Origin of the sequence: Rhodoplanes sp. SY1 (genome assembly GCF_046000175.1) — a bacterium.
Taxonomy (GTDB): domain Bacteria; phylum Pseudomonadota; class Alphaproteobacteria; order Rhizobiales; family Xanthobacteraceae; genus Rhodoplanes.
The window spans coordinates 35,217-59,024 of record NZ_JBEOMB010000011.1 but is presented as its reverse complement, the minus strand read 5'-3'; the positions used below and the strand labels follow the sequence as shown (position 1 = coordinate 59,024).

The following is a 23,808-nucleotide window of genomic DNA, read 5'->3' as shown; positions in this document are numbered from 1 at the left end:
CGGTGCTCGGGGGACCCGGGTCAGCGCAAGGTGGACAGGAAGAACGCCACGTCGCGCGCGGCCTCCGCGTCGAGCGGCATCGGCGGCATGGCGGTGCGCGGCACCAGCGCCGGCGCGTCGCGCACGAAGGCGGCGAGGACGTCGGGACGGTTCGGCAGCGTGCCGGCCACGAAGGCGCGGTTGCCGACGCCGGCCAGAGAGGGGCCGACGGTGCCGCGCGGGCCGGGCACGTTCGGGATCACGTGGCACACGCCGCAGCCGACCCGCACGACCGCGACCTTGCCGCGCATCGCCGCCGCCTCGGCGACGTCGCGCGCCTCCGGCCGGCCGCCCGGCAGGCGGTCGCAGCCGGTCAGCACCGCCGCTGTGCCGACGGCCAGCAATCCCCGGCACATCATGCTGCGTCGGTCGGTCGCGACCGGTCGGCTCGGCGATACGACCATGGTCTGTCCGATCGGCGACGGCATCGAAGTCCGGACAGGAGAGAAGAGGCGCCGGTCCGCGCCGCGGTTGGACAACGTTCTCACATGGCGAAGGTTGCGGGATGACGCTGCCGCGTCTGTCCGCCGGCGTACGGTCCGGCGACGTCTCGGCCGGGAGCATCAGGGCGCCGCGGGGTTCTATGTCCTGAAACGACGAACGAAAGTCGGGCCGCGTCCGTTGTCCCGGGGCCTGTTCCCGCCTGCACCCGAGGATCGCATGGACCCGTCCGTCGCGCCGGCCGTCGAGGTCGTCGAAGGCTATATCGAGGGTCTGCTCACCGTGGTGCCGCGCCTCGGCATCGCTGCGGTGGTCTTTCTCGTCTTTGTCGCCGCGGCCGCCGGGGTGGCCCGCACCGTGCGGAGCGTGCTGGATCGGCGGGACCGCAACGATCTCGGCCGGCTTCTCGGCAGCTTCGTGCGCTGGGTCGTGCTGCTGTTCGGCTTCCTGGTCTTCGCCACCATCGTGTTCCCGTCGATCCGGCCGGCCGACCTCCTGTCGACGCTCGGCATCGGCTCGGTGGCGATCGGCTTCGCGTTCAAGGACGTGCTGCAGAACTGGCTGTCCGGCCTGCTGATCCTCTATCGGCGGCCGTTCCGTCCCGGCGACCAGATCGTCTCGGGCGGGTTCGAGGGGACGGTCGAGCGCATCGAGGCGCGTGCCACGCTGATCCGCACCTATGACGGCGAGCTGGTGGTGATCCCGAACAGCGACATCTACACCCGTGCCGTCACGGTGCGCACCGCGTTCCCGCGGCGGCGCTCCGAATACGACGTCGGGATCGGCTACGGTGACGATGTCGAGGCGGCCTGCGCCTTGATCCTCGCAGCGCTCGCGCAGGTGCCGGAGATCGAGACCGATCCGCCCCCCGAGGCGGTGCCGTGGGCGCTCGAGGGCTCGGCCGTGATCATCAAGGTCCTCTGGTGGTCCGACCCGCGGCGACTCGCCGTCGTGCGCACGCGCGGCCGGGTCGTCGCAGCGATCAAGCAGGCCCTGACGCGGGCCGGCGTCGATCTGCCGTTCCCGACCCGGATGGTGCTGCTGCACGATCAGACCGAGGAGACCGACGGCGACCGGGCGCGCCAACGGGAAGGCTGGCCGGCCGGCTCGGACCCGCCGCGGCCGCGCGCATCGGCGCACAAGGGCGATCCGCTCGACCGCCGGGCCGTGGTCGGTGGCCGCGGCGAGTCGGCGCGCTGACCGAACGCCGGCCGGGTCGAGACGGCGCGCGTCACGATCGTCCGATAGCGGGCCGAGAATCAGGACGATCAAACGAATCCGGGCTTTCCGGTGCGGGCGTGCGCCGTATCCTGGCGTCTCGCATCGTGACCGCGACACTGCCGCGCAAGTTGGATCTGCCCGGCTCGCGGCACGCTTGCGCCCGAAGGGTCGATCGGATTGGTCGTCCAGAAGACATTGACCAGAACAGTCGCCGAGGATCTCCGTCATGTATCATTTCGAGCCCGAAACACTGCGTGTTCTCCAGACGGTCATGGACGATATCGTCACCTGCCTGCCGCGCGAGGACTGCTCACAGGATCGGAAGATTCTGATCGCGCAGCGCCTGCTCGCGTCCGCGGCCGGCGGCGAGCGTGACCCGACCCGACTGAAGGTCCAGGCACTCGGCCAGCGGCCACCGACGCCGACCGGCAGCGCGCCGCGCCGGTCGCGGATGCCGGCCGGTCTCGTGCCGGAGCATGTGAACAGGCCGCGGGCGTGACGCCGCAACCGAAGCCGATCGGGCCGGCCGATCTCTTTTCGAGCAGCGAGGAATGCCGATGACACCGAGGACCGACGACTTCCGGCTGGAGCGGAGCGGCGACGAGCTGACCGTCGTCTTCACCCAGACCGGCACTGCCTACACGTTCCCGCTCGGGCCGGACGGATCGCTCGGCGACCCGCGGGTGTCCGGGCCGGTTCGCCCCGCCTCCGGACAGGACGGCCCGGAATCCGACGAGGCGACGGTGAGACGGACCGCGACCGCGCTCGCGCGGCTCGCCATCGCCGGCTCTCCGGCGGACTGAGCCGGACGGCGATGGTCTCCCGGGGATGCGGCGCCGTCACGGCGCGTCATCCCCGGAGCAGCGGCCCAAGAGCAGCGGCTGCGTCAACGCAGCGGCAGCACGGCGGCCGCGGGCGCGCTCGCAGAACGCTTGTCGATCGCGACGGCCTCCTCGAGGGCGCGACGATCGGCCGGGTCGTCGAGCGTGGCGGCCCGCTGCCCCAGCCGCTCGAGATGGCGCGCGACGGCGGCGCGCTGCTCGTCCGAGCAGGCGATCTCGTCGAGATCCGACAGGCGACGCGCCAACCGCAGCAGCACGGCGCTGTTGCCCGCGGCCGACTGCCGGATCTGCGAGAACGCGGCGTCGAGCAGAATGTCGTAGGTGGTGGCCTCGGCGATCACCCGCACCGTGCCGTCGCTGTCGGCATACTCGGCCGGGGGGAGGGCGCGCCGGCCGATGGTCTCGACCGCGGCGGTCAGCCGGTCGATCACGGTGATCGCCGTGAAGGTGTCGTTGAGCCCCGGCGACAGGGCGCGCAGCGCGATCTCGACGAGCTGGCGGACCGAGTATTCCAGGTCCTGATCGGGGGTGCGATCGGAGCCGGTCACCACCGTGTTGCGGATCGCGTCGTCGACCTCGTCGTCGAGCCGCCGCGCGGAGAGCACCGCGACGACGCAGCAGCCGCGGACGGCGAACTGTCCGGGCCGGATGCGCACCGTCAGCAGCGCATCGTGATCGACCGCGATGCCGCACAGTCGCTCGTAGTCGATGTACTGCACGTATCCGCTGTCGCGAAGTGCAATGCGCCGCGCGAGCGAGCCGCTCGGCAGGGGACCGCCGACCGTCGCGCGGCGCTGCTCGGGCAGCTGCTCGAGGGCCTCCGTCAGGTTCTCCGCCACCGTGTCGACCATCGTGTCCGAGATGATCGAGCGCGCCAGCTTGTGGAGATAGAACAGCAGCACGAAGAGGCAGACGACGACGAGCAGGCTGGCCACCGTGATGGCGACATGGGGGACGTAGGACGCCCCGAGCTCCTCGTTGATGCTGCGCAGCACCACCAGTGTGTACAGGATGGTGGCGACGAAGAGGCCGATCGCGGCCTGGATCTGGCGGTCGTCGATGAAGTTCCAGATCAGCCGTGGACCGAGCTGCCCGGCGGCGAGCGACAGCACCACCATGGTGATCGAGACGACCAGCGACGTCATCGTGATCATTCCGGACAACAGGGTGGAGAGCAGGTCGCGCGCCGTTCCGGCATCGCCGCTGAACACCCACCAGTCGCCGTGCTCCGGTCCGATCTGGAGCTCGAGGCCCGAGAACAGCACCGCGAAGGCGAGCGCCGTTCCGGCCGCCCCCATCGCCGCCGGGATGAGCCACAGGCTCGTCGTCACTCGCGTGAAGGCGATGCGGAGCCAGGCCAAGGGCAACGACGCCAAGGGCAACGACGCCAATCGGGCCTCCCGGTCTCGGTGCTGTGCTCACGCCACCGTGCCCGCAGATGATGCGCGCGCCAGATGATGCGTCCCGCGACGTGGCTCGCGCGAACGTCGCGGCGACACGGCGACGCGGGGCGTCCGTCCCGGGCCAATGCGCAACCCCGGTAACACGTTCCGTTCGCGAGCCGGGGTCGATCACCGCTGGGCGCCGCGCGCGGCCTTGCCGCCGGCGGCGGTGTGCGGAGGCGTCGGTGCGCGGACGTGCGCGCCAGAGGGATCGTCCGATGCCGGACCAGCTCGCGGTTCGGACGGGGAACGGCAGGGCTCGTCGACGCATGACCGTCTATCGCCACCGCACGGCGCTGTGCATCCGAGCGGTGGCGCCGATCACGACAATCCTTCGAAGGAGAAGAGCAGATGCGTCACGTCACCCTCGCGGCCGCGATCATGGCCCTCGGCGTGCTTCCCGCCGCCGCCCAGTCCGGCTCGTCCGCCGGCTCGTCCATCGGCTCGTCGTCCGCCGCCAGAAGGGGTCGCAGGCCCAGGGCCAGAGCAGCCACATCTCGGCCATGTCGCAGGACAAGCTGCGCAAGACCCTCCAGCAGTCCGGCTTCACCGACATTCAGATCGTCGACGCCGCGTACATCGTCCACGCCAAGACCAGCGACGGCAACATGGTGGAGATGTACATCGACCCGCCGACCTCGGTGACGCGGTCGTCGCAGAGCGGGTCGCAGAGCGGATCCTCGGCGCAGTCCACCACCGGGTCGGCGTCGCCGTTGTCCGGCTCGGGGTCCGGATCGACGGGCAGCGGGTCGAAGTGATCCGGTTCGAGTAAGCCGGTCCAGGCGAAGCGGTCGGAGCGAGCTGGTTGGAGCGATCAGCCCGAGCAAGTCCCGACGCGGTGACGCAGCCGTGACGACGAACGCCTCCCGCCGTCGGCTGCGCAAGCGGGAGTGCTCCGACGGGCACTCCCGCGCCTCGCCCACGCTCCTCGCCCAGCAGCTTTTCGCCCGGCAACCTTTCGCCCAGCCTCTCGCGCAGGATCGGTCGAGCCGAGTGCCTGCCGGAGCGAGGGGCGGACCGATCCGGTCGCGGAGCCGTCACGGGACGGCCGGATGTCGGCCATGTCGAAGACCATCTCGATGGAGGTGCAGGATGCGCGATAATTCGGTGCCGGCCGTGGTGGCGCTCGCGGTCGTACTGTCCGGGATCGGGCTCACGGCGGGTCCCGCCCGGGCCGAGATCACGGTCCGCCAGGCCGAGTACACGGCCGGGGTCCTGGTCGTGACCGGCGAGACGTCGCGGCGGAACCAGCGCGTGACCCTCGACGGTCGCTACACGGAACGAAGCAACCGCGTCGGCAACTTCCGCTTTCGCGTTCGCTATCTTCCGGGGGACTGCTCGATCGAGCTGAGGGCCGGGCGCGACGTCCGCACCGCGCAGATCACGAACTGCAGCCCACGCCTGCCGTCGCCGACCGCCTCGGACACGGGCGGACCGGACGCTGCCGAAGCGCGGCGTGGTTCCGGGACCGGCTCCGCCCCGAGAGCGACGGAGTCGCGCGATCCGCCGAACGCCGCGCCATCGCCGCGCGGACCGGTGTCGGGGCCGGCGCATCTGCGCGTCGTGCGCCAGCGTTGCGATCCCGGCGGGCTCTGCCTGATCGTCTGCCGAGACGGCGAGTATGCCGTCAATGCCGTTTGCTCGACGGGCCGGGCGCGGCTGCGCGGCGAGCGAGCCGTCACCTGTAGCGCGACCACGGCGGGCGACATTACGGCCTACTGCATGTCGATCGTCGATGTCGGTCGTCGTTGACGCGCGAGCCGGATCGGGGCCGCGGTGGCGGGCGTCACGATCCGAGCGTCACGGTCGTGACGGCCCCTCGGCTACGCACGCGGCACCGAACGATCGTCACAGGACCAGTCACAGAATCTCGGTGGCGGTCAGACCCCGGGGCGCCGAAGCGGGTCGCCAGGAAGCGGCTCGCCAGGAGGCCGCGCAGCGCCGTCGAGCTCACGACCGTGCGCTTCTGTCGGGTGCGCTTCTCTTGCGGGCGTCGTCCCGCTCTGAGCCGTCACGGCGCCGGTGATGCAGAGACGGTCGGGGTATTGCTCCCCGTCTCGGTGGCCTCGCGCCGGGAGGCGGCGTGATCATGGCCGCAGATCGTCGGCGGCGCACCGATCCCGTGCAGGTCGCGCATCATGCGGTCGTGCTCGTTCGCCATGATGCGATAGCAGAGACAGGACATGCTTTCGAGCCGTTCACGATCGAGGATTTCGAGCCGGCCACGCCGCGTCGAGAGCACCCGTTCGGCGTCGAGCACGGCGATGCATTCCGTGATCGTCGCACGGCGCACACCGAGCAGGCGTGCCAGCATGTCGTGCGTGAGCGGCAGCACGTCGTGGCCGACGCGGTCCTGCGCCGTGAGAAGCCACCGCGCGAGACGCTGACGGATCGCATGGGCTCCGTTGCACGCGCCGATCTGGGACGTCTGCGCCAGGGCGAGTTGCACGTAACGCAGCATCGTGACGCTGAACACGGGAAGATCGCGCATCGCGGCATGTACGTCCGCGGCCGCCATCCGCAGCGCCGTGCCGCCGAGCTGCACCACGCGCCGGTGCGGCGACACGCTGCCGCCGAGCACGATCGGGATGCCGGACAGGCCTTCCCGACCGATCAGCCAGACCTCGACCGCCTTGCGCTCGTCGATCTGGGCGAGGACGGATACCAGCCCGCTCTCGACGAAGTAGACGTGCTCCATCGGCGCACGGTCGTGATGGAGCACACGACGCGGCTTCATCGAGCACGGCTCGAGACAAGGCCGCAACGCATCGAGCTCCGCCGGCGGCAGGGACGAGAGGAGCCGGTTCCGTGGCTGATCGGGCCTCCCCATCGATGGGACCTCTCGTCGGCCGGATTCTGGGTGCCCGCCGCTGCATCCGGCCGAAACCGCGAATCCGTGTCGTTGCGGGGAAGGCCGACGGTGCGGCGCCGGAGAGCTCGGCTCGCCGGCCGGTGTCAAGTTCTGTTGTCAACCAGGAACCGTCGGCGTGGTTCCGGCGCGGCCCGACCGTGCACGCGCGGCGCTCCGTCGCGCCGGAGCCCGCCGGATCACCTCACGTCGAGGTCCCGGCAGTCGACCCACCATTGCGTGGGAATGGTGGCGTCGGCCAGACGATCGAGCAGGCCCGGCTCCGCTCCGGACTTGAAATCGAGAACGCACAGCCTTTGCCCCGACGTTTCGACTGGCGTCACGGCAAGTCTCCGGCACGCGTCCGGCATGTACCGGCCGCCGCTGCCGATCACCTGCTCGAGGTCGCGTTGCGACGGGCACGCCGCGATCGAGCGCCCCGATCCTGCGTCTGCAGCTGCTCGAGGGCGTTGGGGCGCACTCTGAGCTGCGGCCGAGACGGCGGTTGCGCCTCCGGCCATCGTGATCAGAACAGTCGTGACGACGACGAGATGCATCATGTCTCTCCGGTGTCGATCGAGCGGTTGTCGGTGCGCGGGAGCGGCCGAGGGCAAGCCGTGGCTCGGATGCCGTCCTGAATGGTCGGGGGCAGACGAAATTTGCTTCCGGACGACACGCCAGAGGCGCCTTCGAACGGTAGCCGGCCTCGATCGCATCTCTTCGGGGCGTCCGGGCCTCATTCGCGGGGCGGGACTGTGGCCTCGCCGACATTCTCGAGCGTGTCGAGACGATCCTGATCACGACCGGTTGGGCGTGGCACGACGCTGAGGGTGCCGTCGGTCTCCAGCACCACGGCCGCCGTCCGATCGAGCGACGCCACCCCGCTCGCACGCATCGCGGCGCGCACCTCGTCGCGGGTGACCCGCTGATCGCGCAGCGCCCCGTCGATGAACCGGCCCCGATGCAGCAGGAGGGTCGGCTCGGACTTGACGAGATCCCGGATCCATCCGGCTCGGACGGAGAGCCACGCGACCGTGAACTGCAGGAACACCAGCAGGGCGAGCGCGACGATGCCCTCGGCGAGCGAGATCGACTTGTCGAGCAGCACGGTCGCGAGCGTCGAGCCCAGCGCGACCGTCACCACGAGGTCGAAAGCGTTGAGCTTCGAGAGCGTGCGCTTGCCGGAGATGCGCAACGTCACCACCAGGGCGACATAGGCGGTCGTCCCGACCAGGACGATGCGCGCGAGATCGGTCCACGAGCTCCACAGCACGATCGCTTCCCCTCGGATCGGCCGCGCGGCCGAGCGCCCATGACCGGGACCCCGACTCCGGGTCCCCGGTCATGGCGCGTCATCCTGGCCCCGCCCCAGGGCGTTACGGCCGAGGACCACGCCGTCGCTGCGTCACCGGGACGCGCCACCGGCGTTTTGGCCGTCTTTCGTCGGCGCCCTGTCCGGGTTCGGCTGAAGAGCTGCCCCGGAGCTCGAGCTGCCGGTCGTCTGCGACCGGCCGCCGGGGCGATCCACATCCGCGAAATTGAAGGGAGGCGCGCTTTTCAGGTCCTCCTTGGTCGTGTTCACGACCAATCGTGCCGAGCCGTCCGACTGCTCGCTCAGCACGACGGAGCGGGGATCGAGCGCCACGTTGCGCTCGCCGATACCGAGAAAGCCGCCGACGCTCACGACCACGCCCTTGATGGTCTTGCCGTTGTCGATGATCAGATCTTCGACGTCGCCGATGTTCTCGTTGTTCAGGTTGTAGACCTCGGTGCCGAGCAGTTTCGAGGCGCGCATGTCGGCCGCCTGCACCGTGTAGAACGTCAGCCTCACCTGGGCGCCGGGATCGACGGATCGGAGCCCGCCCTGCGCGCCAGGTGTGCTGGAGCGCGGCTGCGCGGCGGTCGCCCCCGAGCCGGGCTTGTCGGCCGGCGCGGGAGCCGCGGAGGGCTGTTGACTGGACGGCGCCGCGCTCTGTGCCAGCGCCACTCCCGCCAGAGCGAGCATCGCGGTCGTCGTCAGAAGGACACGTCGCATTGTGGTTCTCCTCGTTTCGGCCGGGAATCGAGCTGCACGAGGAAAATGAACCGATGCCGAGAGCGTTCGCGAGCCACACCGGATGGTCCTGGCGTATGCGCGATGCCGTACCGAAATCGTGATCTGTCTCGGCGCCCTGCCGGCGGGTCTGACTGACGCGGCTCGCCACCTCGGCCGGCGGCTCACCTCGCGCCAGCACGATGCCCAAGCGGCGCGTCAGCGCCGGCTGGCGCGAGCAACCGAGGTCGACCCATACTCAGCTCATTCTTACGAAGGCGGGAAACCAGGGGCTACAGGGCGGGCGGCTCTGGGTCTCCGCCTTCGTGTGGACGAGCGGGCTGGTCTGATACATCGCGACCGCAAGCAGCTCCAGGGTGCTCGGCGCGGAGAAATCGCGAGCTTCGCTCCGTCCGCGCCAGGACGGAGATGCGGCCGCTCGCCGCTCTCGATCGCGGTGAGGAGCTCGACGACGGTCTCGTAAAACCGTGGGGAGGTGAGGGCGTCGTCAGGGCCGCTTGTAATGGTTCGGAACGAAGGGCATCGGCGCGACCCGCACCGGCAGCCGTTTTCCGCGCACGTCCGCGTAGAGGAGCGTGCCGACGGCCGCCTGGGCCGCCGTCACGTAGCCCATCGCGACCGGCGCGCCGAGGCTCGGACCGAAGCCGCCCGACGTCACCTCGCCGATCGGGTCGCCGCCGTCGGCCGCCGCGTAGAGCAGCGTGTGGGCCCGCACCGGCGCCCGCCCCTCCGGCAGCAGGCCGACGCGACGGCGTGCCGTCCCCTCGGCGAGCTGGCGCAGGATGATGTCGGCGCCCGGGAAGCCGCCGGCGCGGGCGCCGCCGGTGCGCCGCGATTTCTGGATGCTCCAGGCGAGCCCCGCCTCGACCGGCGTCGTGTGCGGGTCGAGATCGCTGCCATAGAGGCACAGGCCGGCCTCGAGCCGCAGGCTGTCGCGCGCCCCGAGCCCGATCGGCGCGACGTCCGGGTTCTGCAGCAGGGCCTCGCACAGCGCCTCGGCCTTGTCGGCCGGCACGCTGATCTCGTAGCCGTCCTCGCCCGTGTAGCCGGAGCGCGAGACCAGACAGGACTCGCCGAGAATCGTGACCGGCCGTGAGTCCATGAATTGCATGCCCGCGACGGCGGGCGCGAGAGCGGCGAGCGCCGCCTCGGCCTTCGGCCCCTGCAGGGCGACGAGCGCCCGGTCCGGCAGCGGCTCCACGCTGCAGCGACCGGCGAGCGCCGCGCGCAGATGCGCCTCGTCGGCCGCCTTGCAGGCGGCGTTGACGACGAGAAACAGATGATCGCCCTGGTTCGACACCATCAAGTCGTCGCGGATGCCGCCCGCCGCATCGGTGAACAGCGCGTAGCGCTGCCGGCCCGGCGGCAGCGACACGATGTCGGCCGGCACCAGCGTCTCCAGCGCGAGGGCGGCGTCCTCCACCTTGCCGGATGGCGCGCGAAGAACGAGTTGGCCCATGTGGGAGACGTCGAACAGGCCGGCCTTCTCTCGCGTGTGGAGATGCTCGGCCAGGATGCCGGCCGGGTACTGCACCGGCATGGCGTAGCCGGCGAACGGCACCATGCGGGCACCGCGTCGGCGATGCAGCGAATCGAGCGGCGTGTGGCGGAGCGCCTCGGCGGGCGAAACGGTGGGAGTCTCGGTCATGACGCGGTCCTGGCGGGATGCGGTCGGCCTCTGTCGACGGCATCGACGGGCGGCGCAATCTGCCGGACGCGGGTGGTGCGGCGCAAGACGCGAGCCTCGTTCCGCTTCGGTTTCGGCGCGCGGCGACGGCCGCGCATGACCGGGAGGGAGGCGGCGTCGGCCGCCGTCGGAGGGATCAGGACAGGCGAGCCGGTCCGTCGGTCCGCGCCATGGTGGCGAGCCGATAGTGCTCGGCGCCTTCGCGGACCGGCACGGCGTGCTCGTTCGCGGCATCGTCCGAGACGATGATGGTCGCCTTGACGGTCAGCCACCAGGCATCGGCGTGGACCAGCTCGAAGGCGATCGAATGGGCCTCCTGCACGGCGTCGGCGTCGGAGGCGAAGCTGCCGTCGAGCTCGTTCTCCAGCCGGCGGTCGTTGACGTGCAGACGAAACGAGTAACGACGCAGGCCCGACGTGCGCGGCATGGCTCCCCCCGAAAGTAATCAGCCTAACATTCCAGACGGGAAGCGCGCCTTCGGGAAACTGCGAATCCGTTCGGTCCCAAGCTACCTCCCCGCGGTGCTGCCATAGAGCCGACGGACTAGGCGGCGAAGTCAGAGAGGCTCGAAGGGCCGGGCAGGGCATCGGCGCTCTCGATCACCACGCGGGCGAGGGTCGGGGCGCCGACGGCGATCGCCTGGGCGTAGAAGTAGGCCGTGGCGATGTTGTCGGCGTGGATCGGATCGTTGTCGCCGGCCTCCCGCCGCGCCCGCGCCGCGAGCGCGGCCTTGGCCAGATAGGAGACGCCGGCCGTGATGCCGAACAGGCGCAGATAGGGCGTCGCGACGGCGAGCAGCTCCTCCGGGCTGCGCTCCGGCGCGCGCAGCCAGGCGGTCGCCTGCGTCAGCGCGTCGGCGGCCTCGACCACGACATCGCCGAGCAGACGCAGCCGCGGCTCGGCGATCGCGGCGGCCGCCGCGCCGACATCCCGATACGCCGCGATCGTCGTCTCGGCGATCGCGCCGCCCGGCCCGAGCACCTTGCGGGTCACGAGGTCGATCGCCTGGATGCCGTTGGTGCCTTCGTAGATCGGCACGATGCGGGCGTCGCGGTACTGCTGCGCGGCGCCCGTGTCCTCGACGAAGCCCATGCCGCCGTGGATCTGGATGCCGAGCGAGGCGACCTCGACCCCGGTCTCGCTGCAGCAGGCTTTTGTCACGGGCGTCAAGAGGCCGGCGAGCCGCTCGGCCGCCTCGCGCGCCTCGGCGGTCCGCGCATGGCGGGCCCGGTCGATCGCCGCGGCGGCCGCATAGGCGACGGCGCGCGCCGCCGCTGTCATGGCCTTCATGGTCATCAGGGTGCGGCGCACGTCCGGGTGCGCCACGATGAGGCTCGACTGATCAGGCGGCGCCCCGGCGGCGCGGCCCTGGCGGCGCGTCTTGGCATAGGCGAGCGCGCGCTGATAGGCCCGCTCGGCGACCGCAACGCCCTGCACGCCGGTGAACAGCCGCGCCTTGTTCATCATCGTGAACATGCAGGCGAGCCCGCGGTTCTCGGCGCCGACCAGCCAGCCGACGGCGCCGCCGTTGTCGCCGAAGGCGAGGCTGCAGGTCGGGCTCGCATGGATGCCGAGCTTGTCCTCGATGCCCGTGCACCACACGTCGTTGCGGGCGCCGAGCGTGCCGTCGTCGCCGACCAGGAACTTCGGCACCAGGAACAGCGACAGCCCCTTGGTGCCGGGCGGCGCATCCGCGAGGCGTGCCAGCACGAGATGCACGATGTTCTCGGCGAGATCGTGCTCCGCATAGGTGATGAAGATCTTCTGGCCGGTGAGCCGGTAGGTGCCGTCGTCGGCCTTCACGGCGCGGGTGCGCACGGCGGCGAGATCCGAGCCCGCCTGCGGCTCGGTCAGCGCCATGGTGGCGGTCCATTCGCCGGCGACGAGCTTCGGCAGGTATTTTTCCTTCAGCGCCCGGTCGGCGTGCAGCTCCAGTGCATCGACCGCGCCCTGCGTCAGCACCGGGCCGAGCGAGAACGACATGCAGGCGCTGGTCCACATCTCCATGCAGGCGGTGGCGAGCCGCACCGGCAGGCCCATGCCGCCCCATTCGGGCGGCAGGTCGACCGTGTTCCAGCCGGCCTCCGCCCACGCCTTGTAGAGCGCCGGCCAGCCGTCCGGCAGCGTGACGGTGCCGTTCGCGAAGCGGGCGCCGACGCGGTCGCCCTCGCGGTCGACCGGCGCCAGCGTCTCGCCGGCGAAGCGCCCGGCCTCTTCCAGGATGTGCGCCGGCAACTCGGGATCGAGACCGCCGTGCAGTCCGCCGGCGAGGTCGTCGGCGAGGCCGGCGACGTCGTCGAGGGCGAGATGAATGGACTTGACGGGCGCGACGTAATCCATGGCGGCGTCCTGAGCAGTGTTCGTCCTGAGCAGTGCGATCGGGAACGGCAATTCCGGCAGTTCAGAAACAACGACGGCGACCGACAGGCCGCCGAACATGCGGGGGCCGCGTCAGCGCGGCGCCAGCCGCAGCGCCCCGTCGAGGCGGATCACCTCGCCGTTGAGCGCCACGTTGCCGACGCAGGCCATCACCAGGTCGGCATATTCCTCCGGGCGACCGAGTCGCTTCGGGAACGGCACCGCGGCGGCGAGGCTCGCCTGCACGTCGGCCGGCAGCGTGCCCATCAGCGGCGTCAGGAACAGGCCCGGCGCGATGGCGAGCACCCGGATGCCGAACTGCGCCAGCTCGCGCGCCGCCGGCAGCGTCAGCGACACGATACCACCTTTCGAGGCCGCATAGGCGGCCTGGCCGATCTGGCCCTCGTAGGCGGCGACCGAGGCCGTGGAGACGATCACGCCGCGCTCCCCGTCGGCGAGCGGGTCGAGCCCGGCCATGCCGGCGGCGGCGAGGCGCAGCATGTTGAACGAGCCGATCAGGTTGACCCGGATCACCCGCTCGAAGTCGGCGAGCTCCATGGCGCCGTCGCGGCCGAGGATGCGCTTCGCCGTGCCGATGCCGGCGCAGTTGACGAGAATGCGGGCCGGCCCGTGCTGCGCGGCCGCGGCGGCGACGGCGGCCGCCGCCTCGTCGGCGCTCGCCACGTCGCAGCGCACCGCGTGGCCGCCGATGCGCGCCGCGACCGCAGCGGCGCCGTCGAGATTCACGTCGAGGACCGCGACCCTGGCGCCGGCGCGGGCGAGCCGCTCGGCCGTCGCCGCCCCGAGCCCCGATCCGCCGCCCGTGACGATCGCGGCCTGTCCGTTCACGTCCATGAAGGGTCTCCCCGCTCGGCCTTCGTGTGGCTGGTAGGGTGGGCAAAGCCGCGTCAGCGGCGTGCCCACGCCGTCCGGCCTTGCGATCAGGACCGCGTGGGCACGCTTCGCTTTGCCCACCCTACGATCCCGCGTAGCGTCTCACGCTGCCAGCTTGAGGGCCCGGATCGCGTTCTGCTTCAGGATCAGGTCGTGCACCTCCGGCTTGAAGCCGGCGTCGGCAAAGTCCTTGATCCAGCGGTCCGGCGCGATCAGCGGGAAGTCGGAGCCGAACAGCATCTTGTGCTTGAGCTGGCTGTTGGCGTAGCGCACCAGCTCGGCCGGGAAGTATTTCGGCATCCAGCCCGACAGGTCGATATAGACGTTCGGCTTGTGCAGGCACACCGACAGCGCCTCGTCCTGCCACGGCCAGGATGGATGCGCGATGATGATCGTCATGTCGGGGAAGTCGGCGGCGACGTCGTCGAGATGGATCGGGTTCGAGTATTTCAGCTTGAGCCCGCCGCCGCCCGGCATGCCGGTGCCGATGCCGGAATGGCCGGAGTGGAACACGGCCGGCAGCTTGTGGTGGGCGATCACCTCGTAGAGCGGATAGGCCATCCGATCGTTGGGGAAGAAGCCCTGCAGGGTCGGGTGGAACTTGAAGCCCTTGACGACGCCGGCCTCGATCAGGTCGCGCGCCTCGCGCACGCCGAGCTTGCCCTTGTGCGGGTCGATGCTGGCGAACGCCATCATGATGTCGCTGTTGTCACGCGCGGCATCTGCGACCTCTTCGTTCGGGATGCGGCGGGCGCCGATCTCGTGCTCGCAATCCACCGTGAACATCACGAGCCCGATGCGGCGCTCGCGATAATACGCGATGGTCTCGGCGATGGTCGGCCGCTTGCCCGCCTTGAAATACTTGTTGGCGGCCTCCTCGTAGGGCGCCCAGGCCGGGTCGTGCGGATGCCGGCACGACACCTCCGCGTGGGTGTGGACGTCGATGGCGACGAGGTTCTCGATGTTCATGCGTGCTCCCCGTGGCCGGCCGGCAGGATCACCCGGTCCGACAGCTCGTCGGCATAGAGCTCCTCGACCAGCGCGGCGCGCCGCGCGATGACGGCGCGCTGATTGATCGAGCCCTTGTCGGTCACCTCGCCGGCGTCGATCGAGGGCGGCTCGGTCAGCACGAGGGCGCGCTCGATGCGGAACGACGAGCCGTGCACGCCGGCGTTCAGGGCGGCGAGGCGCTCGGCGATCTGGGCGCGCAGCACGGCGCTCCCCAGGATGGCGGCATCGCTGACCGAGGCGTCGGCCCGGAACGCCGAGCGACACGCAGCGAGGTCGGGGATCAGCAGCGCCGTCAGGTCGTCACGGTCGTGCCCGGCGATCACCAAGTCGCGGATCAACGGTGAGAGCTTCTCGACGGCACGGGCGCGCAGCGGTCCGACGCTGACCCAAGTGCCGGTGGCGAGCTTGAAGTCCTCGGCGATGCGGCCGTCGAAGACGAAGCCCTGCTCGGGATCGTCCGGGTCGGCGAAGCGCAGCGCGTCGCCGAGATGATAGAAGCCCTCGTCGTCGAAGGCCGCCGCGGTGAGATCGGGGCGGCGCCAGTAGCCCGGCGTCACCGAGGGACCCTTGATGCGCGCCTCCAGCTTGCCGGCGGACGGCACCAGCTTCATCTCGATGCCGACATTGGGGATGCCGACGACGCCGGGCGCGCAGGCCCGCGCCGTGACGCTGAGCGCCGAGGGGGCCGTCTCGGTCGAGCCGAGCGAGGTGAGCACCGGGATGCGCTCGCCGCGCTCGGCAACCGCCATCGCCTCGTACTCGGCCCGCACCACGCCGGCGAGCGAAGCCCCGGCATAGAACAGGAACTGCAGCCGGCTGAAGAAGCTGCGTCGCAGCTCCGCGTCCTCGCGCAGGAAGGGCAGCAGCATCTCGTAGCCCTTCGGTACGTTGTAATAGACGGTCGGCGCGATCTCGCGAAGATTCCGCACCGTCTCGCCGATCGCGTCCGGCATCGGCTTGCCGCGATCGATGTGGAGCGTGCCGCCGTGCATCAGCGCGATGCCGAAATTGTGGTTCGCCCCGAAGGTGTGGCTCCACGGCAGCCAGTCGACCAGCACGGGCGGCGGATCGACGAGCGTCGGATAGGCGGCCGCGATCATGGCCTGGTTGCTGGTCAGCATGCGCTGGGTGTTGATCACGCCTTTCGGCGCACCCGTCGAGCCCGAGGTGAACAGGAGCTTGGCGACCGTGTCGGGTCCCACCGCCGCATGCGCGGCGTCGACGGCCGGCCCTGCGGGCGTGTTCATCAGCGCCGCGATCGGTGTCGCCGGCCGGTCGATCAGCGCATCCTCGCTGACCACGAGCTCGACGTCGGCCGGGACCGCCGCGGCGATCGCGTGCCCGTACAGGGCGGCACTCTCGGCGAAGACGAGGCCCGGCGTCAGCACGCCGAGGATGGCGCGCAGCTTGGAGAAGTCGGACGAGACGAGCGAGTAGGGCGGCGAGATCGAGGCGTAGGGAATGCCGGCGGTCATGGCGCCGAGGCCGAGCAGCGCGTGCTCGATGCCGTTGCCGGACAGGATGGCGACCGGCCGCTCGGCCGAGAGACCGCGGTCGATCAGCGCCTGGGCGATCGCGCGGGCGTGGATGCGCGCCTCGGCGTAGGTGACGTGCCGCCACGCGCCCGCGCCGTCGCGGGCGGCGAGGAACGGCCGGTCCGGCGCCACCGCGGCCCAGTGGTCGAGCCGGTCCGTCATGCTGCGCGGATACGGCGCCAGCGCATGCGGCGAGCGCACGACGATGGATCCGTCGTCGCGCGCGATCAGCTCCACCTCGGACGGGCCGTAGCAATCGGCGGCGCCCATCTGCACGAGTTCCTTGACCGTCATGGTCGTCCCTCCCGAGCGTTCCTTCGGGGTGATGAACCTCTTGTTCTGCACCGGGTCAGACGCCCGGCTTCACCTTGCCGGCCCGCTTCTCCAGAAAGTCCCGCAGCCGCTGCTGGGCCTCGGGCGTGCCGGCCGCGATGGCGGCCATCAGCGACTCGGTGAAGAAGCCGGCCGCCGGATCGCTCGCGGCGATGCGCGGCAGCGCGTGCAGCACCGCGAAATTGGTCATCTCGGCATTGCGCGCGATCTTCTGCGCGAGCGCCTTGGCGCGTGGCAGCGCCTCTCCGACCCCGACCAGATACTGGCTCGCGCCGTGCATGCGGCCCTCCTCGGCCGAGAGCGTGCGGCCGGTGAGCATCAGGTCCTGCACCAGCGGCACGCCGATCAACCGCGGGATGCGCACCGAGCCGCCGCCGCCGAGGAAGATGCCGCGCTGGCCTTCGGGAAGCGCGTAGTAGGTCGACGGCTCGGCGACCCGGATGTGGGTCGCGGCGGCGAGCTCGAAGCCGCCGCCCACAACAGCACCATGCAGGGCGGCGACGACGGGCACGCGGCCGAACTGGATCTCGTGGAACGCCTGGTGCCAGGTCTGCGAGTGATGGATGCCTTCGAGAATGTCGGTCGGCTCCACCACGTCCTCGAGATCGAGGCCGGCGCAGAAATGCTCGCCCTCGCCGGAGAGCACGACGGCCCGCACGCCGGACGGCAGATGCGCGAAGAAGCGGTGCAGGCCCTGGATGGTGGCGAGATCGAGAGCATTGCGCTTGCTTGGCCGCGACAGCCGCAGGAGCGCGATCTCGCCGTCGATCTCGGCGGTCAGGGTGGGTGGCAGTCCGATGTCCAGCATGATCGCGGTCCTGGTCGGCAATCGCTTCTCGTCGATGCGCTCGGCACGCCGAGCGGTGTCGTTCAGTGCCGGGCGCCGAGCCCGAGATAGCTGTCGATGACGCGGCGGTCCTGCGCGAGCTCGGCCGCCGGGCCGTGGAGCGTGATCTCGCCGAGCTCCATCACATAGGCGTGGTCGGCGACCTGGAGGGCGGCGCGGGCGTTCTGCTCGACCAGCAGGATCGACACGCCGGTCTGGCGCAGCTCGGTGACGATGCGCAGCACGTCCTTGACGATGCGGGGTGCGAGCCCGAGGCTCGGCTCGTCGAGCATGAGGACGCGCGGCTGCGCCATCAGGGCGCGGCCCATGGCGAGCATCTGCCGCTCGCCGCCCGACAGCGTGCCGGCGTGCTGGCGGCGCCGCTCCTTCAGGCGAGGAAAGCGGTCGTACACCGCGGTGAGCCCGTCGCCGGCGGCGCGGCGGCCCAGCCGCCAGGCGCCGAGGCGCAGATTGTCCTCGACCGACATGGTGGCGAACAGCTCGCGCTTCTCCGGCACCAGGCAGAGCCCGTCGCCGACCCGCGTCTCGACGTCCTCGCCGGCGATGTCGCGGCCGTCGAGCCGGATGCGGCCCGCCGCCGGCAGCACGCCGGCGACGGCATTCAGCAGCGTCGTCTTGCCGGCCCCGTTGGCGCCGATGATGGTGACGATGCCGCCGCGCGGAATGGTGAGCGACACCCGGCGAACCGCCTCGACCCGGCCGTAGCTGACCGAGACGTCGTCGACCGCGAGGATCGGATCGGCGACCGCCGGGGCGGGCGCGGCGGCTGGCGCCGGAGCAGCGGTGGTCGGAGCGGTGATGACTGGCGCGGTCATTCGACACCTCCGAGATAGGCTTCGAGCACGGCCGGGTCGGCGGCGACGGCGGCCGGCGGGCCCTCGGCGATCTTCTTGCCGAAGTCGAGCACGACGATGTGGTCGGTGAGCTTCATCACGAAATCCATGTCGTGCTCGACCAGCAGGATCGAGACGCCCTCGTCGCGCAGTCGCGCCAGCAATGCTCCGAGCTGCTGCTTCTCGGCGAAGCGCAGGCCGGCGGCCGGCTCGTCGAGGAGGAGGAGCTGCGGATCGAGGCAGAGCGCGCGGGCGATCTCGGCGACACGCTGCTGGCCGAGCGCCAGCGAGGTCGCCGGCTTGTGCAGATGGGCGCCGAGCCCGACGCGGTCGAGCTGGCGCGTCGCCTCGCCGAGCAGCCGGGTCTCGTCGGCGCGGTCGAGCCGCAGCATCGCGGCGACCACGCCTTTGCTGCCGCGCAGATGGGCGCCGAGCGCGACGTTCTCCAGCACGGTCATCTGGCGGGCGAGCTTGACGTGCTGGAACGTGCGGGCGACGCCACGCCGCGCGATCGCCCGCGCGCTGGATCGCTCGATCCGCTCGCCCGAGAGCGTGATCTCGCCGGTCGTCGCCGGCAGCACGCCGGTGAGCAGGTTGAAGGTCGTGCTCTTGCCGGCGCCGTTCGGCCCGATCAGCCCGACGATCTCGCCCGCCTTAACCTCGAAGCTGACGTCGTTGACGGCGACGAGCCCGCCGAACTGTTTTCGCGCTTTCTCCATGGCCAGCAATGGCGACCCGCGGTCGGGCATCGTGCGGGCCGGCAGCGGCACGCCGGCCGCGACGGTCTTCGGGGGAGGCTTCGGTAGCAGCCGCATCACCAAGGGCCACAGGCCGTCGCGCGCCACCTGGAGCACCACCACCATGAGAATGCCGAACACGATGGTCTCGAAGCTGCCGTCGGCGCCGATCAGCTTCGGCAGGATGTCCTGGAGTTGATCCTTCAAGAGCGTCACGATGCCGGCGCCGAGCACGCCGCCGAGCACGTGGCCGGCGCCGCCGAGCACCGCCATCAGGAGATACTCGATGCCGGCATTGAGCCCGAAGGGCGACGGCGAGACGGCGCGCTGGACATGGGCGTAGAGCCAGCCCGAGAGCCCGGCGAGCAGCGCCGCGTAGACGAACACGACGAGCTTCACGCGTGCCGTGTCGATGCCGAAGGACTCCGCGGCGAGCCGTCCGTCGCGCAGCGCCCGGATCGCGCGGCCCATGCGGCTGTCGAGCAGGTTCTCGCTGAGGATCACGGCGAGGATCACGGCGATCCAGATCGGATAGAACACGGCGCGGGCGTCGATCAGCGGGATGCCGAGGACGTCGAGCGGTGGGATGCCGTTGATGCCGTCGAACCGGCCGAGCGCCTCGACGTTGCCGAACAGGTAGAAGAAGGCGATTCCCCAGGCGATGGTGCCGAGCGGCAGGAAATGGCCGGACAGCCGCACCGTGACGGCGCCGATGAGAAGCGCCATCGCGCCCGTCGTCGCGAGCGAGGCCGGCAGGGTGAGCCACGGCGAGACGCCGAAGTCCTTGGTCAGCACCGCGGTCGTGTAGGCGCCGAAGCCGACGAAGGCGGCCTGCCCGAACGACGTCATGCCGCCGACGCCGGTGAGCAGCACGAGCCCGATGGCGACCAGGCTCGACAACCCGATGTAGCCGGCGAGCGTGATCCAGAAGTCCGGAACGCCCGGCACCAGCGGCACGATCGCGATCGCGCCGATCGCGGCGACGCGCGGCAGGTGGTGGACGAGCGGCCGGGACGGGGGCGTGTCGGGAGCGCGCATCAGGTCTCCTCCTCGTCCTGATGACCGGCGGAGAGCGAGCGCCACAGCAGCACCGGGATGATCAGCGAGAAGACGATGACCTCCTTGAACGGGCTCGCGACGAAGGCCGAGAAGGATTCGAGGAGCCCGACCAGCACGGCGGCGAGCGCGGTGAGCGGATAGCTCGCGAGCCCGCCCATGATGGCGGCGACGAAGCCCTTCAGCCCGATCAGGAAGCCGGTGTCGTAGTAGATCGTCGTCAGGGGGCCGATCAGCACGCCGGACAGCGCCCCGATGGCGGCGGCGAGCGCGAAGGCGGCGCGACCCGTCGCCCGCGTCGGGATGCCGACCAGGCGGGCGCCGAGCCGGTTCACCGCGGTCGCGCGCAGCGCCTTGCCGGCGAGCGTGAACTCGAAGAACGCCCACAACGCCGCGAGCAGCAGCGCCGTCACGCCGAGCACCCAGATCCCCTGCGCCTTGACCACGGCGGGGCCGAGCGGGACGATCGCATCGGAGAACGGCGTGGTGCGGAAGCCCTCGGCGCCGAAGAACACGAGGCCGAGCCCGACCAGCGCGATGTGGACGCCGATCGCGGCGATGAACAGCACCAGTACCGAGGCGTCGGCGAGCGGCTGGAAGGCGAGCCGGTAGACGAGCGGACCCATCGGCACGAGGAGCACCAGCGTCAGCACGATGCCGAGCAGGGCGCCGGGCTTCAGCGGCGCCAGCAGCACGACACCGGCGAGCACGGCGGCCGGCAGGGCGATGTCGCGAGCGAGAATCACGCCGACCCGCCGCGGCGTGAGAGCGGCCCGCTCGCGGAAGAGTTCGAGGATCGCGGCCGCGACCCCGAGTCCGACCAGCAGCCACGCGGTTCCGGGCACGCTCCCGGCCTCCAGCGCCGCGTAGGTGAGGGCGCCCCAGGCGACGAACTCGCCCTGCGGCACGAAGATCACCCGCGTGACGGTGAACACCATCACCAGCGTGACGCCGAGCAGCCCGTAGACGGCGCCGTTGATGACACCGTCCTGCAGAAGAAAGAGTGCGATCGTCGTGTTCATGCCGGGCTCGCCGTGGCCGTTCTGTCGCCGGAGCAGAAGGTGCGGTGCTCGAAACGTGGCAAGCGGATGCGCCGCATCGGAGGGGCGTCCACGGTCATCGGCGCACCCGATAGTCAACGAGGCCGACCCGCGCTCCGCTCATTCCCGCGAAGGCGGGAATCCAGAGTTCACGTCAGTGTCTCGTGTCGTGCGATCCTGGGTCCCCGCCTTCGCGGGGACGAGCGGAGGTCATGCCGCGCTCTCGCAGCCGAAAAGCTTTCGGCCGCGACCGGCGTCAGGTCACGGCAGCAGCGTCCACTTGCCGCCGTCGATCTTGATCAGCACGCGCGAACGCTTGTCGAGGCCGGCGTGGTCGGTCGGCGAGAAGTTGTAGACGCCGTGGTTTCCGACCACCTCCTTGGAGCCCTCGATCGCGTCGCGCAGCGCGGCGCGGAACTCCGGCGTGCCGGGCTTGCCCTTGGCGGCGGCCGCGGCGAGGCCCGCCTCGGCGAGTGCCATGCAGTCCGCGAGATGCGCGCCGAAGCCGGCGAACGGCGTCTTGTTGTTCGCTTCGTAGTCTTTGATGTAGGCGAGCGCGACCTTCTTGATCGGATTGGAGTCCGGGAGCTGGTCGGCGATCACCACCGGGCCGGCCGGGAACACGGTGCCCTCGACGTCCTTGCCGCCGACGCGGACGAACTCCATCGTGGAGACCCCGTGCGTCTGGTAGATGGGCTTTCGGTACCCCTGCTCCTTGAGCGCCTTCTGCGGCATCACGGCGGGCGTGCCGGAGGCGGCGATCAGCACGGCGTCGGGATTGGCCGCGACGATCTTGAGCGCCTGGCCGGTGACGCTGGTGTCGGTGCGCTGGAACCGCTCGGTCGCGACCACCTTGATGCCCTTGCCCGGCATCACCTTGCCGACGGCGTCGAGCCAGCCCTGGCCGTAGCCGTCCGTGTAGCCGAGAAAGCCGATCGTCTTGACGCCGTTCGCCGCCATGTGGTCGGCGAGCGCCTCGGCCATGATGGCGTCGTCCTGCGGCGCCTTGAACACCCAGCGGCGCTTGTCGTCCATCGGCTCGACGAGCGAGCGGGTCGGCACCATGGCGCAATAGGGCGTCTTCGTCTCGGCCGCGACGTCGACGATGGCCAGCGTCGCCGGCGTCGCCGACGAGCCGATCAGATAGTCGATCTTCTGCTCGGCGATCAGCTTGCGGGCGTTGGCGACCGCCTTGGTCGGATCGGTGGCGTCGTCCAGCACCGTGTACTCGACGGTCAGATCGCCGATCTTCTTCGGCAACTGTGCGACGCTGTTCTTCTGCGGAATGCCGAGCGCCGCGGCGGGGCCGGTCTGCGACACCGTGATGCCGACATTGACCTGCGCCTGTGCGGCGCAGGCGCACAGGACCGACGCGGTCGCGCCGGCGAGAAGCGCGCGAATCTCAAGGGGCATGGCCCTCTCCTCGATGTGACGTTTCCTCGGCGTGCGCCCGTTCTGTGCACGTGGTTCGACAGAGGGTCGAGATCCGCGAGCCGTGGGGCGTCTTCGCCTGATGGTGATCATATATAACTATTATGTTGCGTCAACAGCCGGCCCTGCGTAATTTTGCGGGACCGCTCGATCCGGCACCCCCTGCGTCGAAAGTCCGCGCCGGCCGGATCTCGAATATTCAGGTCCCGAGAAAATGGACGCTCCAGTGCGCGCGAGAACGACGAAGCCGGCCGCCCGAGACGCCGCCGAGACGCGATGCGCCGATCCCGCCGAGAGGACGTCCATCGACTTCGGTCCGCTCGACCAGCGGGTCGGCTACGTGCTTCGCCGCGCCCAGCTCGCCGTCTTCCAGGACTTCTTCTCGCGCTTCGAGGCGCTCGACATTCGCCCGGCTCAGTACTCGATCCTCACCGTGATCGAGCGTAATGCAGGTCTCAGCCAGACCCGCATCGCCGATGCGCTCGGCATCAAGAAGACCAATCTGGTCGCGATGATCGACGCGCTCGAGGTGCGTGGCCTGGTGCGCCGCGCCCCGACCGCCCACGACCGCCGCGCTCATGCGCTCTCGCTCACGGCGGAGGGGCGCGTGCTGATGCGCAAGCTGCACCGCATCTCGGCCGATCACGAGCAGCGCATCGTCGCGCGGCTCGGCGCCGACATCTATGCCGGACTGTTCGCGCCGTTGCGCGAGATCGCCGCCATGATGGGTGACCGCGACGAGTCCTGATCGCACTCCGCCCGATCGGACCACATCCGGTCGCGGGACTCCCGAGCGTCACGCCGCCGCGGATCGACGCGGGTCGTCGGTCTCCGCGATTCCGGCCAGCGCCCGCATGCGAGCCCGAACCGCGAGGCTGGTGTGCAACGTCTCGGCGAGCTGGGTCAGCACCAGCCGCGCGTCGGTCGCGTCGAAGCCGCGGGCCTCGAGCCCGTCGACGAACATTTGCTGCAGCGCGATGCGGCGCCGGTCGCAGGCGACCCGGCGCTCGGCTTGCGAAAGCCTCAGTTGAACGGGGGTGAGCTGTGCCATCCGGGCGATGTTAGCCCGGATGATCCCGACCCGTGAAGAGACTGCGGATCGGGCGGTGTCACGGCTGCGTCATCGTATCGCGGTGACACCGACCGATCCCATCGATGAG

At 70.6% G+C, this 23,808-nt stretch carries 24 protein-coding genes; 6 read left to right on the top strand and 18 right to left on the bottom strand.

Translation table 11 applies throughout. From position 1 onward, the window contains the following. Nucleotides 1-20 precede the first annotated feature (20 nt). The gene (locus ABTU92_RS04315) at nt 21-443 is read right to left on the bottom strand and encodes a c-type cytochrome (protein ID WP_408088006.1); all 423 of its coding nucleotides are present in this window, start codon (nt 441-443) and stop codon (nt 21-23) included. 256 nt (nt 444-699) lie between these two features. Here ABTU92_RS04315 and ABTU92_RS04310 point away from each other — a divergent pair, with 256 nt between their 5' ends. The 3 genes from ABTU92_RS04310 (at nt 700) to ABTU92_RS04300 (ending at nt 2,504) form a co-directional block, all read left to right on the top strand. Then, nucleotides 700-1,680 (top strand): mechanosensitive ion channel family protein, encoded by a 981-nt coding sequence (locus ABTU92_RS04310; RefSeq protein WP_408088004.1) that lies wholly within the window; start codon nt 700-702, stop codon nt 1,678-1,680. A 247-nt stretch (nt 1,681-1,927) separates the two neighbouring features. Beyond that, entirely contained in the window at nt 1,928-2,200 is a 273-nt protein-coding gene (locus ABTU92_RS04305) for a hypothetical protein (protein WP_408088002.1), read from the top strand. Between the two features lie 58 nt (nt 2,201-2,258). After that, nucleotides 2,259-2,504, top strand: a complete 246-nt coding sequence (locus tag ABTU92_RS04300) for a hypothetical protein (protein WP_408088000.1) — start codon at nt 2,259-2,261, stop codon at nt 2,502-2,504. Nucleotides 2,505-2,587: 83 nt separating this feature from the next. Here ABTU92_RS04300 and ABTU92_RS04295 read toward each other — a convergent pair whose 3' ends face one another. Continuing rightward, nucleotides 2,588-3,904 carry a DUF2254 domain-containing protein gene (locus ABTU92_RS04295; RefSeq protein ID WP_408087998.1) on the bottom strand — a complete coding sequence of 439 codons (1,317 nt, stop codon included), beginning with the start codon at nt 3,902-3,904 and terminating at the stop codon, nt 2,588-2,590. A 299-nt stretch (nt 3,905-4,203) separates the two neighbouring features. Between ABTU92_RS04295 and ABTU92_RS04290 the strand changes: the two genes are divergently transcribed. After that, nucleotides 4,204-4,743 (top strand): PepSY domain-containing protein, encoded by a 540-nt coding sequence (locus ABTU92_RS04290; RefSeq protein WP_408087996.1) that lies wholly within the window; start codon nt 4,204-4,206, stop codon nt 4,741-4,743. Nucleotides 4,744-5,077: 334 nt separating this feature from the next. Continuing rightward, nucleotides 5,078-5,737 (top strand): hypothetical protein, encoded by a 660-nt coding sequence (locus ABTU92_RS04285; protein WP_408087994.1) that lies wholly within the window; start codon nt 5,078-5,080, stop codon nt 5,735-5,737. Nucleotides 5,738-5,996: 259 nt separating this feature from the next. Here the strand turns inward: ABTU92_RS04285 and ABTU92_RS04280 are convergent, their stop codons facing one another. The 15 genes from ABTU92_RS04280 to ABTU92_RS04210 form a co-directional block, all read right to left on the bottom strand. Continuing rightward, the gene (locus ABTU92_RS04280; RefSeq protein ID WP_408087992.1) at nt 5,997-6,944 is read right to left on the bottom strand and encodes a Crp/Fnr family transcriptional regulator; all 948 of its coding nucleotides are present in this window, start codon (nt 6,942-6,944) and stop codon (nt 5,997-5,999) included. 89 nt (nt 6,945-7,033) lie between these two features. Further along, nucleotides 7,034-7,393 (bottom strand): hypothetical protein, encoded by a 360-nt coding sequence (locus ABTU92_RS04275; protein ID WP_408087990.1) that lies wholly within the window; start codon nt 7,391-7,393, stop codon nt 7,034-7,036. 176 nt (nt 7,394-7,569) lie between these two features. Further along, nucleotides 7,570-8,106 (bottom strand): DUF421 domain-containing protein, encoded by a 537-nt coding sequence (locus tag ABTU92_RS04270; RefSeq protein WP_408087988.1) that lies wholly within the window; start codon nt 8,104-8,106, stop codon nt 7,570-7,572. 132 nt (nt 8,107-8,238) lie between these two features. After that, the gene (locus ABTU92_RS04265) at nt 8,239-8,868 is read right to left on the bottom strand and encodes a PRC-barrel domain-containing protein (RefSeq protein ID WP_408087986.1); all 630 of its coding nucleotides are present in this window, start codon (nt 8,866-8,868) and stop codon (nt 8,239-8,241) included. Between the two features lie 505 nt (nt 8,869-9,373). After that, nucleotides 9,374-10,534, bottom strand: a complete 1,161-nt coding sequence (gcvT, locus tag ABTU92_RS04260) for a glycine cleavage system aminomethyltransferase GcvT (protein WP_408087984.1) — start codon at nt 10,532-10,534, stop codon at nt 9,374-9,376. A gap of 175 nt (nt 10,535-10,709) precedes the next feature. Further along, the gene (locus ABTU92_RS04255; protein ID WP_408087982.1) at nt 10,710-11,000 is read right to left on the bottom strand and encodes a hypothetical protein; all 291 of its coding nucleotides are present in this window, start codon (nt 10,998-11,000) and stop codon (nt 10,710-10,712) included. A 116-nt stretch (nt 11,001-11,116) separates the two neighbouring features. Further along, nucleotides 11,117-12,913 carry an acyl-CoA dehydrogenase gene (locus ABTU92_RS04250; protein ID WP_408087980.1) on the bottom strand — a complete coding sequence of 599 codons (1,797 nt, stop codon included), beginning with the start codon at nt 12,911-12,913 and terminating at the stop codon, nt 11,117-11,119. Nucleotides 12,914-13,024: 111 nt separating this feature from the next. Continuing rightward, complete coding sequence (locus ABTU92_RS04245; RefSeq protein ID WP_408087978.1) at nt 13,025-13,786, bottom strand: SDR family NAD(P)-dependent oxidoreductase; 762 nt, start codon at nt 13,784-13,786, stop codon at nt 13,025-13,027. Nucleotides 13,787-13,927: 141 nt separating this feature from the next. Beyond that, on the bottom strand, nt 13,928-14,794 hold the full coding sequence (locus tag ABTU92_RS04240) for an amidohydrolase family protein (RefSeq protein ID WP_408087976.1): 867 nt from the start codon (nt 14,792-14,794) through the stop codon (nt 13,928-13,930). Next, a complete protein-coding gene (locus ABTU92_RS04235; RefSeq protein WP_408087974.1) occupies nt 14,791-16,665 on the bottom strand; it encodes a feruloyl-CoA synthase in 1,875 nt (624 codons plus the stop codon). Before ABTU92_RS04235 ends, ABTU92_RS04240 begins: the two co-directional genes overlap by 4 nt. Nucleotides 16,666-16,720: 55 nt before the next feature. Next, a complete protein-coding gene (locus ABTU92_RS04230) occupies nt 16,721-17,512 on the bottom strand; it encodes a crotonase/enoyl-CoA hydratase family protein (protein WP_408087972.1) in 792 nt (263 codons plus the stop codon). 62 nt (nt 17,513-17,574) lie between these two features. Beyond that, nucleotides 17,575-18,366, bottom strand: coding sequence for an ABC transporter ATP-binding protein (locus ABTU92_RS04225; protein ID WP_408087970.1), 792 nt, complete (start codon nt 18,364-18,366; stop codon nt 17,575-17,577). Next, nucleotides 18,363-20,159: an ABC transporter permease subunit gene (locus ABTU92_RS04220; protein WP_408087968.1), complete on the bottom strand. Its 1,797-nt coding sequence runs from the start codon at nt 20,157-20,159 to the stop codon at nt 18,363-18,365. Before ABTU92_RS04220 ends, ABTU92_RS04225 begins: the two co-directional genes overlap by 4 nt. Then, nucleotides 20,159-21,199, bottom strand: coding sequence for a branched-chain amino acid ABC transporter permease (locus tag ABTU92_RS04215; protein ID WP_408087966.1), 1,041 nt, complete (start codon nt 21,197-21,199; stop codon nt 20,159-20,161). The genes ABTU92_RS04220 and ABTU92_RS04215 overlap by 1 nt, the downstream gene beginning before the upstream one ends. A gap of 279 nt (nt 21,200-21,478) precedes the next feature. After that, nucleotides 21,479-22,630 carry an ABC transporter substrate-binding protein gene (locus ABTU92_RS04210; protein WP_408087964.1) on the bottom strand — a complete coding sequence of 384 codons (1,152 nt, stop codon included), beginning with the start codon at nt 22,628-22,630 and terminating at the stop codon, nt 21,479-21,481. Nucleotides 22,631-22,874: 244 nt separating this feature from the next. On the opposite strand from ABTU92_RS04210, the gene ABTU92_RS04205 reads away from it, so the two are divergent. Continuing rightward, on the top strand, nt 22,875-23,396 hold the full coding sequence (locus ABTU92_RS04205; RefSeq protein ID WP_408087962.1) for a MarR family winged helix-turn-helix transcriptional regulator: 522 nt from the start codon (nt 22,875-22,877) through the stop codon (nt 23,394-23,396). Nucleotides 23,397-23,444: 48 nt separating this feature from the next. On the opposite strand, the gene ABTU92_RS04200 is transcribed toward ABTU92_RS04205, so the two are convergent. Then, nucleotides 23,445-23,699 carry a hypothetical protein gene (locus ABTU92_RS04200; RefSeq protein ID WP_408087960.1) on the bottom strand — a complete coding sequence of 85 codons (255 nt, stop codon included), beginning with the start codon at nt 23,697-23,699 and terminating at the stop codon, nt 23,445-23,447. Between the last annotated feature and the right edge of the window lie 109 nt (nt 23,700-23,808).

Bases quoted from the DNA above. Each gene is read 5' to 3' on its own strand.
- ABTU92_RS04315 (WP_408088006.1), bottom strand. From the start codon at position 443: ATGGTCGTATCGCCGAGCCGACCGGTCGCGACCGACCGACGCAGCATG.
- ABTU92_RS04310 (WP_408088004.1), top strand. From the start codon at position 700: ATGGACCCGTCCGTCGCGCCGGCCGTCGAGGTCGTCGAAGGCTATATC.
- ABTU92_RS04305 (WP_408088002.1), top strand. From the start codon at position 1,928: ATGTATCATTTCGAGCCCGAAACACTGCGTGTTCTCCAGACGGTCATG.
- ABTU92_RS04300 (WP_408088000.1), top strand. From the start codon at position 2,259: ATGACACCGAGGACCGACGACTTCCGGCTGGAGCGGAGCGGCGACGAG.
- ABTU92_RS04290 (WP_408087996.1), top strand. From the start codon at position 4,204: ATGCCGGACCAGCTCGCGGTTCGGACGGGGAACGGCAGGGCTCGTCGA.
- ABTU92_RS04285 (WP_408087994.1), top strand. From the start codon at position 5,078: ATGCGCGATAATTCGGTGCCGGCCGTGGTGGCGCTCGCGGTCGTACTG.
- ABTU92_RS04275 (WP_408087990.1), bottom strand. From the start codon at position 7,393: ATGATGCATCTCGTCGTCGTCACGACTGTTCTGATCACGATGGCCGGA.
- ABTU92_RS04265 (WP_408087986.1), bottom strand. From the start codon at position 8,868: ATGCGACGTGTCCTTCTGACGACGACCGCGATGCTCGCTCTGGCGGGA.
- gcvT (WP_408087984.1), bottom strand. From the start codon at position 10,534: ATGACCGAGACTCCCACCGTTTCGCCCGCCGAGGCGCTCCGCCACACG.
- ABTU92_RS04255 (WP_408087982.1), bottom strand. From the start codon at position 11,000: ATGCCGCGCACGTCGGGCCTGCGTCGTTACTCGTTTCGTCTGCACGTC.
- ABTU92_RS04250 (WP_408087980.1), bottom strand. From the start codon at position 12,913: ATGGATTACGTCGCGCCCGTCAAGTCCATTCATCTCGCCCTCGACGAC.
- ABTU92_RS04245 (WP_408087978.1), bottom strand. From the start codon at position 13,786: ATGGACGTGAACGGACAGGCCGCGATCGTCACGGGCGGCGGATCGGGG.
- ABTU92_RS04240 (WP_408087976.1), bottom strand. From the start codon at position 14,794: ATGAACATCGAGAACCTCGTCGCCATCGACGTCCACACCCACGCGGAG.
- ABTU92_RS04235 (WP_408087974.1), bottom strand. From the start codon at position 16,665: ATGACGGTCAAGGAACTCGTGCAGATGGGCGCCGCCGATTGCTACGGC.
- ABTU92_RS04230 (WP_408087972.1), bottom strand. From the start codon at position 17,512: ATGCTGGACATCGGACTGCCACCCACCCTGACCGCCGAGATCGACGGC.
- ABTU92_RS04225 (WP_408087970.1), bottom strand. From the start codon at position 18,366: ATGACCGCGCCAGTCATCACCGCTCCGACCACCGCTGCTCCGGCGCCA.
- ABTU92_RS04220 (WP_408087968.1), bottom strand. From the start codon at position 20,159: ATGCGCGCTCCCGACACGCCCCCGTCCCGGCCGCTCGTCCACCACCTG.
- ABTU92_RS04215 (WP_408087966.1), bottom strand. From the start codon at position 21,199: ATGAACACGACGATCGCACTCTTTCTTCTGCAGGACGGTGTCATCAAC.
- ABTU92_RS04210 (WP_408087964.1), bottom strand. From the start codon at position 22,630: ATGCCCCTTGAGATTCGCGCGCTTCTCGCCGGCGCGACCGCGTCGGTC.
- ABTU92_RS04200 (WP_408087960.1), bottom strand. From the start codon at position 23,699: ATGGCACAGCTCACCCCCGTTCAACTGAGGCTTTCGCAAGCCGAGCGC.